Origin of the sequence: Flavobacterium aureirubrum, from assembly GCF_038739835.1 — a bacterium.
GTDB classification, from domain to species: Bacteria; Bacteroidota; Bacteroidia; order Flavobacteriales; family Flavobacteriaceae; genus Flavobacterium; species Flavobacterium aureirubrum.
The window spans coordinates 258,683-272,527 of record NZ_JBCGDO010000001.1 but is presented as its reverse complement, the minus strand read 5'-3'; the positions used below and the strand labels follow the sequence as shown (position 1 = coordinate 272,527).

The 13,845-nt window shown below is 35.5% G+C and carries 13 protein-coding genes; 4 read left to right on the top strand and 9 right to left on the bottom strand.

Going from position 1 to position 13,845, the window contains the following annotated elements; genetic code table 11:
* Nucleotides 1–30: 30 nt before the first annotated feature.
* Genes WFZ85_RS01205 through WFZ85_RS01185 form a run of 5 tightly spaced genes read right to left on the bottom strand, consistent with a single transcriptional unit; the run spans nt 31 to nt 3,291 of the window.
* Nucleotides 31–846, bottom strand: a complete 816-nt coding sequence (locus tag WFZ85_RS01205) for a TPM domain-containing protein (RefSeq protein WP_342694458.1) — start codon at nt 844–846, stop codon at nt 31–33.
* 3 nt (nt 847–849) lie between these two features.
* A complete protein-coding gene (locus tag WFZ85_RS01200; protein ID WP_342694457.1) occupies nt 850–1,287 on the bottom strand; it encodes a TPM domain-containing protein in 438 nt (145 codons plus the stop codon).
* Nucleotides 1,288–1,296: 9 nt separating this feature from the next.
* A complete protein-coding gene (locus WFZ85_RS01195; protein WP_342694456.1) occupies nt 1,297–1,881 on the bottom strand; it encodes a LemA family protein in 585 nt (194 codons plus the stop codon).
* A gap of 48 nt (nt 1,882–1,929) precedes the next feature.
* Nucleotides 1,930–2,262, bottom strand: a complete 333-nt coding sequence (locus WFZ85_RS01190; protein WP_342694455.1) for a MerR family transcriptional regulator — start codon at nt 2,260–2,262, stop codon at nt 1,930–1,932.
* 48 nt (nt 2,263–2,310) lie between these two features.
* Entirely contained in the window at nt 2,311–3,291 is a 981-nt protein-coding gene (locus tag WFZ85_RS01185; protein ID WP_342694454.1) for a M23 family metallopeptidase, read from the bottom strand.
* 319 nt (nt 3,292–3,610) lie between these two features.
* Between WFZ85_RS01185 and alaS the strand changes: the two genes are divergently transcribed.
* From alaS to WFZ85_RS01165, 4 genes are all read left to right on the top strand, one after another.
* Entirely contained in the window at nt 3,611–6,244 is a 2,634-nt protein-coding gene (alaS, locus tag WFZ85_RS01180) for an alanine--tRNA ligase (RefSeq protein ID WP_342694453.1), read from the top strand.
* Between the two features lie 211 nt (nt 6,245–6,455).
* Nucleotides 6,456–7,247 carry a hypothetical protein gene (locus WFZ85_RS01175; RefSeq protein ID WP_342694452.1) on the top strand — a complete coding sequence of 264 codons (792 nt, stop codon included), beginning with the start codon at nt 6,456–6,458 and terminating at the stop codon, nt 7,245–7,247.
* Between the two features lie 103 nt (nt 7,248–7,350).
* Nucleotides 7,351–8,307, top strand: a complete 957-nt coding sequence (locus WFZ85_RS01170) for a GSCFA domain-containing protein (RefSeq protein WP_342694451.1) — start codon at nt 7,351–7,353, stop codon at nt 8,305–8,307.
* Between the two features lie 218 nt (nt 8,308–8,525).
* Nucleotides 8,526–8,909: an HU family DNA-binding protein gene (locus tag WFZ85_RS01165; RefSeq protein ID WP_342694450.1), complete on the top strand. Its 384-nt coding sequence runs from the start codon at nt 8,526–8,528 to the stop codon at nt 8,907–8,909.
* A 105-nt stretch (nt 8,910–9,014) separates the two neighbouring features.
* Here WFZ85_RS01165 and WFZ85_RS01160 read toward each other — a convergent pair whose 3' ends face one another.
* From WFZ85_RS01160 to WFZ85_RS01145, 4 genes are all read right to left on the bottom strand, one after another.
* Nucleotides 9,015–9,323, bottom strand: coding sequence for a rhodanese-like domain-containing protein (locus WFZ85_RS01160; RefSeq protein WP_342694449.1), 309 nt, complete (start codon nt 9,321–9,323; stop codon nt 9,015–9,017).
* 69 nt (nt 9,324–9,392) lie between these two features.
* Nucleotides 9,393–11,150, bottom strand: coding sequence for an aromatic amino acid hydroxylase (locus WFZ85_RS01155; protein ID WP_342694448.1), 1,758 nt, complete (start codon nt 11,148–11,150; stop codon nt 9,393–9,395).
* A gap of 159 nt (nt 11,151–11,309) precedes the next feature.
* Entirely contained in the window at nt 11,310–11,828 is a 519-nt protein-coding gene (locus tag WFZ85_RS01150) for a DUF4136 domain-containing protein (RefSeq protein WP_342694447.1), read from the bottom strand.
* A 16-nt stretch (nt 11,829–11,844) separates the two neighbouring features.
* Nucleotides 11,845–13,821: a urocanate hydratase gene (locus WFZ85_RS01145; RefSeq protein WP_342694446.1), complete on the bottom strand. Its 1,977-nt coding sequence runs from the start codon at nt 13,819–13,821 to the stop codon at nt 11,845–11,847.
* Nucleotides 13,822–13,845 lie beyond the last annotated feature (24 nt).

Sequence of the window (13,845 nt, the reverse complement as noted above, 5' to 3'; positions counted from 1 at the left end):
GATACTTTATCACAAATACACTTATTAATTTTACCAACTTCCACTTGCACCACCACCAGAAAATCCACCACCGCCAAATCCGCCACCGAATCCACCGCCACCAGAAGAACCGCCGCCAAATCCACCACCACCAGAGGAACCAAATCCACGACCAAGACTGCTCAAAAGGATAATATCGGCTAAATCCATTCCGCCACCTCTGTTTCCAGAGTTGCCACCGCCATTTTTCTTGCTATTGGCAATGATAATTATAATTACAATAAAAATAACTATTAACGGGATGATTGGGAATTTACCATCTTTTTTATTCTTTTTTGGTTCAGCTTTATATTTTCCTTTTATAACATTGATGATTGCGTCAACACCTTTGTCTAAACCTTTATAATAACTGCCCGCCTTAAATTCAGGAACAATTTCATAATCGATAATTTGTCCGCAAGTTGCAGCAATAAGTTTGTCTTCTAATCCGTATCCTGGACGAATACTAATTTTTCTGTCTTCTTTTGAAACTAGTATGAAAACACCATTGTCTTTTTCGGCATCACCAATTCCCCATTTTTGTGCCCAATTTGTAGAAACTACATCAATACTTTCGCCTTTTAGGTTCAAAATTGTTGCAACAACAATTTGTGTTGAAGTACTATCTGAATAGCGTATTAGTTTTTCTTCTAATTGTTTTTTTTCTTGGGAACTCAATACACTGGCATAATCATAAACTGAAGTTTGCTGTTTTGGAATTTCCGGAATAGTAAATTGGGAAAAAGCAGGCAAAAAATTGAATAGTGCAAAAACCAAAAGGAGTTTCAATATTCCTTTGTACTTCGTAATTTGTACTTCGTACTTCATAATTTATCCTTTTGATATTTCGTTTGAAAGTTCGTTGGTGTCACCATCTTCATATGGAAAGTATTTTTGAAGTTGTTCACTAGCTCGTAAAACACCATCAATGAGTCCTTGCTTGTAGTTTCCTTCTTTAAAATGGTTGACCATAACATCACGTGTGCAGTCCCAAAAATCAGCGGGTACAGCGTCGTTTATACCTTTATCACCACAAATTACAAATGCATGATTGGTAACTGCCAAATAAATCAAAACCCCATTCTTCAATTCGGTTTCATCCATTTTTAATAAATGGAAGACTTCCTTTGCTCGATCAAACGTGGCAAGGGAAGTCTCTTTTTCTATATGTATTCTAATTTCGCCAGAAGTATTTTTTTCAGCCACGCGAATAGCTTCAACAATTTCTTGTTCTTCTTCTTGGGTAAGAAAATTTTCTACTTTTGACATCGCTTTATACTAGAATTTTACTTCAACAGGTTTGTTTGCGCCATCTACAGATTTAAAGAAAGGCTTCTCAGGGTAGCTTAGAAACCAGCTTTGGGGGATTGCCAAAACATAGCTATTATAATCTTGTACAGCCTCATTAAAGCGGGTTCTCGCTGTTAAAATTTGGTTTTCAGTACTAGCCAATTCTCTTTGTAAATCTAGAAAATTTTGATTTGCCTTTAATTCAGGATAACGCTCAACAGATACTAACAACTTCGATAATGAAGAAGAAACTCCCGATTGAGCCGAATTAAAAGCAGCTAATTGTTCTGGAGTTACATTGGTTGGGTCAACAGTTATAGAAGTTGCTTTTGCTCTGGCTTCAATAACAGCAGTCAATGTGCTTTTTTCAAAATCAGCAGCACCTTTTACAGTGTTTACTAAGTTGCCAATTAAGTCATTTCTTCTTTGGTAAGTTGTTTCTACATTCCCCCATTCTTTATTTACGGCTTGATTTTTTTTCAAACCAGTATTATTAATACCAATTACCCAAAAAGCAACGATTAAGATTAATCCAATTCCAATAATCCAAGGTAAAAATTTTTTAAAATCCATTTTTGTTCAATTTAAAGTTTATTATTAGTTTTTAAGTTTGCTTGATTGTTACAACTGATTTTTTATAGCAGTCAGTTGTGCTTTTACTGCTTCTAATTTATTGATGATTTCAAATTTATCTAACGTCTTTTTCTGACCTTCTTTCAAATGCGTTTTTGCGCCTTCAAGCGTAAATCCACGTTCTTTAACCAAGTGATAAATCAATTGCAGATTTTTCACATCTTCGGGTGTAAACATTCGATTGCCTTTTGCGTTTTTCTTCGGTTTTAAAATATCAAACTCTTTGTCCCAAAAACGAATTAGCGATGCATTTACATCAAATGCTTTGGCCACTTCGCCAATGCTGTAATATCTTTTTCCTTCTGTTAATTCTATCTGCATAGTTGTTGCTTTTTAAAAACTGTTAACTGTGACTGAAAACTGCACACTCTAGTCCAACGACTGATTTTCCTGATTTGCCATTTTTGAAATAACGATGTATTCAGCAGCCGAAATATTTCCATAATAAAAATTAATAGGATTAACAGGCTTTCCATCTTTATGCACTTCATAATGCAAATGTGGCGCTTCACTTCGACCTGTGCTACCAACATAACCAATTATATCGCCACGTTTCACCCGTTGTCCTGGTCTACATTTGTATTTGCTCAAATGACCATAAAGCGTTTCATAGCCATAGCCGTGTTGAATAACAATATGATTTCCATAGCCAGAAACAGTGTTATCCGCTCGTTTAACTACGCCATCGCCTGTTGCAAAAATGGGCGTTCCAGTTGGTGCTGTAAAATCCATGCCTTGATGCATTTTTCTAGCTTTAGTAAACGGATCACTCCGATAACCAAAACCCGAAGCCATCCGTTTCAACTGCTCATTTTTTACGGGTTGAATAGCAGGAATAGCAGCCAATAATTTGTTTTTATCCTTCGCTAATTTCAATATTTCATCCAGCGATTTCGACTGAATAGCTAACTGTTTCGATACAATATCAACACGTTTGGAAGTATTAATCACCAATTCTGAATTATCAAATCCTTCCAGTTCTTTATATCGATTTACGCCACCAAAACCTGCTTTTCGCTGTTCTGCTGGAATAGGCGAAGTGTTAAAATAAGCTCTATAAATACTATTATCTCTATCCTCAACTTCGGCTAAAACTACTTCGACTTCCTCTATTTTTTTATTCAAAATAGCATATCGCAATTTCATGGTTTCAATTTCGCGCGCCTGCAATCTGTCCTTCGGCGTTTCAAGATAGGATGTGTTTAACAACGCCACAAAACACAAAAAACCAAACAATCCAGATGAAAGCAAGAACAAAGCAACATAACCCACTTTTTTAGAGAGTTTAGGTTTTATTTTTCGGTAAGCCAAACTTTCGGTATCGAAATAATACTTTACTTTTTTCGCCATCTTTTAATTTATACTATTTTTGTTCGAGTTTTAAAAACAATGGTTATACGAACAAATTTAACAAATGTTTCAATTTAATCTGAACTTGTTTCAAATTCTTTCGTAAATCGTTTGAAGGAGCAAAGCGTTTGGGCATTTTCAATAAACCATATTCCTGCTTTTCGCAGTATCTTTTTGTCACATCGAGCGCAGTATAATAGCGGTCTATCCAAAGACAAAAAGGATACTTGCTTCAATCAGGGCTAAACGACAAACCATTTTTTTAAAACATCAGTTTTCAATTATAAACTTGAAACTTTAAACCTGAAACTAGTAAACAATGAAATCACAAGACATTCGTAAAGCCTATCTCAATTTCTTTGAATCAAAAGGACATTTAATCGTCCCATCGGCGCCAATCGTGCTCAAAGACGATCCAACCTTGATGTTTAACAACTCTGGAATGGCACAATTCAAAGAATATTTTTTAGGAAACGGAACCCCAAAAAGTCCTAGAATAGCCGATACCCAAAAATGTCTTCGTGTTTCAGGAAAACACAACGATTTAGAAGATGTAGGTTTTGATACCTATCATCATACTATGTTTGAAATGTTGGGAAACTGGTCGTTTGGTGATTATTTTAAGAAAGAAGCTCTAGATTGGGCTTGGGAATTTCTAACCGAAGTCTTGAAGTTAGACAAAGACCGGTTATACGTTTCAGTTTTTGAAGGAAATCCTGCCGAAAATGTGCCGTTTGACCAAGAAGCATTCGATATTTGGAAAAAGTATGTTCCCGAGGATAGAATTATTTTAGGAAATAAAAAAGACAACTTTTGGGAAATGGGCGATCAAGGTCCGTGTGGTCCGTGTTCCGAAATTCATATCGATTTAAGAACCGAGGCTGAAAGAGTTGCAGTTTCAGGAAGAAGTTTAGTCAATGCCGATCATCCACAAGTGGTGGAAATTTGGAACAATGTTTTCATGGAATTCAACCGAAAAGCTGATGGAAGTTTAGAAAAATTACCGGCGCAGCACGTTGATACCGGAATGGGTTTTGAGCGGTTGTGTATGGCAATGCAAAATGTAACTTCCAATTATGACACCGATGTTTTTACACCTTTAATTGAAAAAGTAGAGCAAATTACAGGATATAAATATTTAGATAATACTGTCACTCCGAGCGCAGTCGAGGAGAAAACTAACATTGCCATTCGTGTAATTGTTGACCATGTTCGTGCCGTTGCCTTTGCAATTGCTGACGGACAATTACCATCCAATACTGGTGCGGGTTATGTAATTCGCAGAATTTTACGTCGCGCCATTCGTTATGGATTTACATTTTTGAACACCAAAGAACCTTTTATCAATAAATTGGTGGAAGTTTTAGCAAACCAAATGGGCGAATTTTTCCCGGAAATTAAATCGCAACAACAATTGGTTACCAACGTAATACGTGAAGAAGAAGCTTCGTTTTTGAGAACATTAGATCAAGGGTTACAATTGTTGGATAAAGTGGTTGCCGAAACATCAGGAAAAGAAGTTTCGGGTGCCAAAGTTTTTGAATTATACGATACCTTCGGATTTCCAAAAGATTTAACAGCGTTAATTCTAAAAGAAAAAGGATATACCTATAACGAAGCCGATTTTGAAGCAGAATTGCAAAAACAAAAAGCCCGTTCACGCGCAGCTTCAGAAGTTTCAACCGAAGATTGGTCGGTTTTAATTCCAGGAAATGTAGAAACATTTGTTGGTTATGACCAAGCCGAAAACGAAGTTAAAATCACTCGTATTCGTAAAGTAGATTCTAAAAAAGATGGAATTTTATACCAAATCGTTTTAGACAACACACCTTTTTATCCAGAAGGTGGCGGACAAGTGGGTGACAAAGGAACGTTGATTTCTGCTAACGAAGCCATTGATATTATTGATACGAAAAAAGAAAACAACTTAATATTGCATTTTGCAAAACAACTTCCAGAAAATATCGAAGCGAGTTTTGTGGCCAAAGTAAACACCGATTTAAGAACATCGACTTCTAAAAATCATTCGGCTACACATTTGATGCATTTGGCTTTGAGGACTATTTTAGGAACACATGTGGAGCAAAAAGGTTCGTTGGTGAATCCAAATTATTTGCGTTTCGACTTTTCACATTTTTCTAAAGTTTCTGATGAAGAATTGCGTCAAGTAGAAGCAAGTGTTAATGCTCAAATCGAAGCGCAATTGCAATTAATAGAACACAGAAATATTCCAATTAAAGAAGCTTTAGATAAAGGCGCAATGGCCTTGTTTGGGGAAAAATATGGCGATAATGTGCGCATGATTGAATTTGGCGAAAGCAAAGAACTTTGCGGAGGAATTCACGTAAAAAACACAGCAGATATTTGGCATTTCAAAATCATTTCTGAAAGCGCCATTGCCGCAGGAATTCGTCGTATCGAAGCCATTACTGGTGACGCGGTGAAAAATTTCTACAAAAATCAAGAAAGTATTTTGGCAGAAATCGCAGCAGCTTTGAAAAATCCGCAAGATGTTTTAAAATCGGTTGCTTCATTGCAAGATGATAATGCGAAATTTAAAAAGCAGATTGAACAGTTGGTGAAAGAAAAAGTAGAAGGATTGAAAAATGCTTTTGTAGCCGATTTTCAGGATGTAAATGGAATTCACTTTTTGGCTAAACGAGTAGATTTGTCAATGAGTGCGACGAAAGATTTGGCTCATGCGATTGGTACTTCTAAACCAAATGCCTTCGTCTTTTTAGCTTCTGTTGAAGATAACACGCCCAATATTCATTGCTATATTTCGAAAGAATTAGTTGCAGAAAAAGGATTAAATGCCGGAAATATAATTCGTGAACTAGGAAAATACATCGACGGGAATGGTGGAGGACAACCGTTCTTTGCTTCTGGTAAAGGGAAGAATGTTGCCGGAATTAAAGAGTCGCTAGAAAGAGCACTTGATTTTATAAAATAACTTTTTTTAAAGCCTTTATAAATCCCTTTAATCTATCGATTAAGGGGATTTTTTGTATCGACAAACGGTTCAAAAGCGTTCAAAATTTGCCGAATAACAGATTTATTGACCAAATATCGAAATTTTTTTTGCGTTAAGCAGTAGTGGTTTACTTTTGGATTGTTAAGAAATACACCCCAGTAAATCTGCACTATAAACCTAAAATGCTATAATGAGAAAAGTTTTCTTTCTTTTATTACCTGTTTTCCTTTTTATGCTAACAGTTACGTCTTGTTCTAGCGACAATGATGGACCAAATGTAGTTTTATTAAGTAAAGTAACAGGAGTTAGTTTGGGTCAGCAATCCGTTCATACATTTTCTTACAATGGGACAAAATTGACAAAAGTGGCTTTTGAAATTGAAGCGCAGACAGATGGAAGTGGTTATGATAAATACTTTTACACTGGTGACTTAATTACTCAAATCAAACGTTTTAATGCTTTAAATCAAAATACAACGACTACGGTTTTTACCTATGATGTCAACAAGAGATTAACTCAAGTTGTAAAAGTAGAACCAAGCCTAAATTATGGTTTTAGAACGGTTTACGCCTACAACTCAGATGGAAGCGTTACTGCTACAGGATTTAGCGGAACCGTCGACGCTCAAAATACAATTTCTGATACTTCAGAAAAATTTTATTTCCAAAATGGCGAGGTAAGTCAAAAAGACTTTTTTTCAAATTCATTTTCATCAAGCGTAATTTACAGTTATGATACAGCAAATCATCCGATGCGGAATGTGACAGGTTTAGACGCTATCAAATTGTATGCATTTATTGCAAATGGTTTATTTGGTTATGAGCACAACATGATTCAGCAAAACACCTACCTAACTTCGGGTGTTATGGACAGTCAAGTGGCATTTACCATAAATTATAACTCAAACAATTATCCAGTTGAAATGTTTTCCACCATGCGTTCAAATGGATCTTATCAGTATAGTTTTCAATATTTCAAATAAATAAAAATCAAACACTATTTCCCGAAAACCCTTTCCACTGTCAAGGAAAGGGTTTTCAATTTTTAAATAGAATGCCATATATTTGTTTATAAATAAAAAAGCGATGCAGTTTACTACCAAAGTTCCCATAGCATTTTCAAAAAAGCCTATTAATTATCAATCCAAGATAGTGTTATTAGGCTCCTGTTTTGCAGAAAATATGGGGGAAAAGTTGGCGTACTTCAAATTTCAGAATACCGTCAATCCGTTTGGAATTATCTTTAATCCAGTTTCTATTGAAAAGCTTTTGGAAAGAGTTGTAAACCAAAAGCCCTTTACCGAACAAGATATTTTCTTTCACAACGAACTTTGGCATTGCTATGAAGTACATTCTGAATTATCAAATCCAAATAAAGAGGAATTCTTAAAAATTTTAAATCAAGTAACGCAACAAGTCCATAATCAGTTAATTGAAGCCACACATACCATAATTACTTACGGAACCGCTTGGGTTTACCGATTGAAATCTGCTCAAGAAGTTGTGGCCAATTGTCATAAAATGCCTCAGAGTCTATTTGACAAAGAAATTCTCTCAGTAGAAACAATTCAGCAATCCATTCAAAGTACAATTGATTTAGTTCAAAAAATTAATCCCAATTGTCATTTTATTTTTACCGTTTCACCTGTGCGACACATCAAAGATGGTTTTGTAGAAAACCAAAGAAGTAAAGCACATTTAATTACTTCGTTACAGTTTTTGCTGAATGCTGAACACTGGAAACTGAACACTGATTACTTTCCTTCCTACGAAATCATGATGGACGAACTGCGAGACTATCGTTTTTATGCGGAAGATATGTTACATCCAAACCAGACGGCAATTAATTATATCTGGCAGTGCTTTACTGAAACTACTATTTCTACCGAAAGTCATTCGATTATGAATGAAGTCGAGACTATTCAAAAAGGACTAGCTCATCGACCTTTTAATTCGGAAACTACCTCTCATAAATTATTTTTGCAATCACTAAACAGTAAGATTATCAAATTACAGGAGAAGTTTTTTCATATTCAATTTTAAATTATTACTTCTCTTTATAGCTCGTTATAGCTCTTTTTCTTTTAGTCCGTTAACTAAAATACAATTGTAATGATGAACTTAATAAAAGATGTACTGCTTTTAGTAAAAAGATATAGGACTTTCATTATAAAGATGTACTTCTTTTAGTTAAAAGATGTATATCTTTTTATATATTTGTAAAGACTAGTAGAAAATGTAACCCTAATAACTTTATTTATATGTCTGTACAATTTAAAATGATCCCTAAGAAGAACAGTTTAGTGTCGCCACCAGAAGTTAATTATTATCCATGCGCTGTTAGTAAAGGCGAGGTTAATCTTAATAATTTGGCCAAAATTATTTCAAGTAGATGTACTATTAGTCGTCCCGATTGCTATGGTGTAATAATGGCTTTGAGCGAGGTTATTGGTGAAGCATTATCTGATGGAAAAATTGTTAGAATAGATAGTTTAGGTACCTTTCAACTGAATTTGTTGGGTACTCCGGCAGCAACTGCAGACGCTATAGGAAAATCGAATATCAAAGGTGCCAAAATAAATTATAAGCCATCTAGAGAGTTGAAAAGTAAGATGAATAAAATTACGTACAAAAGAATACGTTAGATTTTGAAAATTAATCAATCTATATACTTACTTGATTAAAACATAGAAATCCAATACAATTCGTTAAATAGCACTTTTACAGTAAGCTTTTGGGATTACTATTTTTTACAATTTACTTGCTAAACCTTGCCATCCACCACCATTGATTACTTCAATACCATTTGATTTCAAAATAGAAGCCGCTTGAGCACTTCGCATCCCGCTGGCACAACAAACGATTACTGGCTTGTTTGCTTTTTTTATAGTGTCAATTTGATTGCCGATAGTATTTAGTGGAATGTTTTTTGAACCTTTGATATGACCACCTTGAAATTCTCCTGTGGTTCTTACGTCAATGATAACAGCACCTTTTTTTACAAAATCCTGAATGCTTTCTGATTTACTTCCTAATCCTAACATGCTTAATAGTCCCATAATTAATTATTTTTTTAACAAAAGTAATTAGGTGTCAATAAGTATGCAGTAACAAAAGTTACATATGTTTTAAATTGTTGCTTTTTCTAAAAATAATTCTAATCCACCCGAAATTAAATGAGCCACTTCAGGACGATTTTGTTTTACTTTTTCAAGATGATTGAGTATTTTTCCAAGGAAATCATGATTGTTATCTCTTACTGCTAATTCGGCAATTTCAACAGCAAGCAACCAATCGTTTGGATGGTTTGCACTCACGGCTGAAAACGCTTCTTTTAAGGTTATTTGAGCCGATTTTCCTTCGCGAATAGTTCGGATATTTTGGTATAGTCTTTCTAATTCCTCTCTTTGTTCCGATTTTTTGGCCTTGATGGTGTGACTTGAGGGTATGTGATTTATCATATCAAAACTATTCACGTCAGCTGGACCGGAATAAGCAGAAATCACTTTTTTACCTACAACCATATCATAGATTCCCCATTCAGGTTGAAAAAGTATTTTATCCTTGTGAGTAACGGTGCAGTTTTTAAACTTAATTAATAAAATCTCACCTTGAAGATTTCTTGAACCCGTAATGATTTCACCCGTAACAATAATATCGCCTTCAAACTCTAAAGTTACTTTTTCGGCTTCATAAATGTCGTAGGCTCTCAAATCTCGCGGGCTCATATCTTCTATGGCCAAATTTATACCTTTTAATTTTCCAATTGGCGAACCAAAACCTTCAACATGATACTGTGTTCCATGGCCAACCAATTCTTTTTCTCTATAGGACAGTGCTGTTTTTCCCGTAGTTTGAACATATACTGGTTTGCCTTCGTGTTCAATTACGTTGGTAAACAATCCTGAAATTTGAATTCCAGTACTCAATTCTATAGTTCCTATCGCGTTGGATTTAATTAATTTTTTTATTCCCGATAATCCTCCAGTTCTTAATGCCATAGTGTTGGCAAACTCTTCTAAAACTAGGCTTAAATGAGCAAAATCAGGAGTTACATATAGTTGAGGTTGTGGTTTGGTAATGTCAAAGCTTTGGTTTGAAGCCGAAATATCATAGGGTATTTTCTCCACATTATCGGTCATACACCAAGCACTTTCACCAATAGACGAGAGTAATCCCGCACCATATATTTTAGGATTATCAATTGTTCCGATTAAACCATATTCTACAGTCCACCAATGTAAATTACGAATACGAGACATTTCAGAAAGTTCACCCATGTTGTTTTGAAGAAAGTCTACCTGTGCTTCCGCTTTTTTAATTATCTCTTCTGGTGTATCTTCAGCTTCTTTTAGAATCGATAACAATCTGATAGCTTCGTAAAGTTCATAATCTCGCGCCGAAGAAATGGCTTTACACCCAATTTCACCAAAACGGCGCAAATATTCTGCATATTCTGGATTAGCAATAATTGGGGCATGACCTGCGCCTTCATGAATAATATCGGGTGCTGGAGTATATTCTATATGTTCCAATTGACGAATATCTGATGCAATTACTAAAACATTGTAAGCCTGAAATTCCATAAAAGCATTGGGAGGAATAAAACCATCAACAGCAACTGCAGCCCAACCAATTTCTTTCAGAATTCGGTTCATGCCATACATGTTTGGAATGTTGTCAATTTCTAAACCGGTTTTTTTTAAACCATCTAGGTAAGAATTGTGGGCAACTTTAGAAAGATAATCCACGTTTTTACGCATTACATAACGCCACACCGCTTGATTTATTGGTGTGTAATCTGAGTAATCTTGCGGTTTAATAAACTGTTTTAAATGCTTTGGTAATCTATCTATCAAAGGGTTGCTCTCAAAATTTGCCTCCATAAATCTAAAATTGTTGTGTTGGTAAATTTACAAATCTTAGCAGTATAAAGTGTGATAAAAATCATAAAAAAAACCGTAACAAACAAGTTACGGTTTAAATACTTTAGAAACAATTTAATTCAAGTCTAGATTAAACTGCTTACTGTTACTTAACACTGCCTACTTTTTCTGCGGCGGATATTGTTGCAGAATTTTAGTTACAAATTCTTTAATAAGTTCCTCTTTTTTATCTCGGTCTTTTGTTAAAACGCCAATTCCTTCTCCTTGCCAAATCAGTTCTTTTTTTCTCGCGTCAATTAAATCAATAAATAATGTGCCCTCAACATACCTATTTATGGCAGTATTTCCACCCCACATCCATGGATCCCAACCCCAACCCCAACCCATATTGAACTGGTTTACGTCAACTTGTTCTCTTTCTTTGGTGAAAAAATTGATGAGCAAATCGGGGTTTTCACTTTTGATAAAGCCTTTTGCTGTTAAAACTTCATCAATAGAATTTAAAATTCTTCTTTTATCTAAATCGGATATTTCAACTTTATCTATGCCAGCTTTATAAAAAGCAAAAGTTTTATAGGGAGTAAAATCTACTTTTTTATCATAATCGGAGTACACTTTTATAGAGCTACAGGATGAAAATAGCGCTACGAAAAACGAAAGAAGAAATAGCTTTTTCATGGTTATAAAATTTAGATTAAAATAGCGAATCATCTACTATGTTTGGGATGGTAACTTTTAATAAAGGTTGCGTCTCCATAGCTCTTTTTATTGCAAAAATGGCTCCTTCATTTCTTGCCCAACTTCTTCTGGAAATTCCGTTATTCACATCCCAGAAAAGCATTGACTCTAAACGTTTTGACGCTTCTGCAGATCCATCAAGAACCATACCAAATCCACCATTGATTACTTCGCCCCAACCAACACCGCCACCATTGTGAATAGATACCCAAGTGGCACCACGGAAACTGTCTCCGATTACGTTTTGGATGGCCATATCGGCAGTAAAACGAGAACCATCATAGATATTAGATGTTTCTCTGTAAGGTGAATCGGTTCCGGAAACGTCGTGGTGATCGCGACCTAAAATTATGTATCCAATTTCGCCACGTGCAATGGCTTGATTGAACGCTTCTGCAATTTTGATTCTTCCTTCAGAGTCGGCATAAAGAATTCTTGCTTGAGAACCAACGACTAATTGGTTTTCTTGCGCACCTTTGATCCATTGAATGTTATCTGCCATTTGCTGTTGGATTTCTTCGGGAGAATTTTTCATCATTTCTTCCAATACATCGCAGGCAATTTTATCGGTTTTCGCTAAATCTTCGGGATTTCCTGAGGCACAAACCCATCTGAAAGGTCCAAAACCGTAATCGAAGCACATTGGTCCCATAATATCTTGAACGTAACTGTTGTATTTGAAATCGATGTGATTTTCTGCAAAAACATCGGCTCCGGCTCGAGAAGCTTCTAATAAAAAGGCATTTCCGTAATCGAAGAAATACGTTCCTTTTGCTGTATGTTTATTGATGGCTGTCGCATGACGGCGTAATGTTTTTTGAACTTCTTCCTTAAATTTATCAGGATTATTAGCCATTAAATCATTGGATTCTTCGAAAGTAAATCCAATTGGATAATAACCTCCAGCCCAAGGATTGTGGAGCGAAGTTTGATCGGAACCTAAATCGATATGCAGATTTTCTTGATCAAAACGTTCCCAAACGTCGACTACATTTCCTAAATAAGCAATGGAAACGACTTCGTTATTTTCTAGAGCTTTTTTAACTCTCGGAACTAATTCGTCAATATCTTCAATCACTTCATTAATCCAACCTTGTGAATGACGAATGTGTGTAATTTTCGGATTTACTTCGGCGCAAACGGTAATGCAACCTGCAATATTTCCAGCTTTTGGTTGCGCGCCAGACATTCCTCCAAGTCCTGAAGTGACAAACAATCCACCTTTTGGAGATTTTTTTATTTTTCTAAATCCGTTTAAAACAGTGATTGTAGTTCCGTGAACGATTCCTTGCGGACCAATGTACATATAGCTTCCAGCGGTCATTTGTCCATATTGTGAAACGCCCAGGGCATTCATCTTTTCCCAATCGTCAGGTTTTGAATAATTTGGGATAACCATTCCGTTAGTTACTACAACTCGCGGCGCTTCTTTGTGCGAAGGAAATAGTCCCATAGGATGACCGGAATACATAGCTAAGGTTTGCTCATCGGTCATTTCTGCCAAATATTTCATGGTTAATAGGTATTGTGCCCAGTTTTGAAAAACGGCTCCATTACCGCCATAGGTAATTAATTCGTGCGGATGTTGTGCCACGGCATAATCCAAATTGTTTTGAATCATGAGCATGATGGCTTTGGCTTGTTCGGATTTTCCAGGATATTCTGAAATTGGACGTGCATACATTTTGTAATCAGGACGCAAACGGTACATGTAAATTCTTCCGTAGGTTTCTAATTCGGCTCTAAATTCAGGAAGTAATTCGGCATGATGTTTTGGTTCAAAATAGCGTAAAGCATTTTTTAAGGCTAATTTTTTTTCCTCTTCTGAAAGTATTTCTTTTCGCTTTGGTGCATGATTTATTTCAACTTCATAAGGTTTTGGGTTCGGTAGAACCGCTGGAATTCCTTGTAGTATTTGTTCTTGAAAAGTCATTTTAATTGTATGTTGTACTATTTT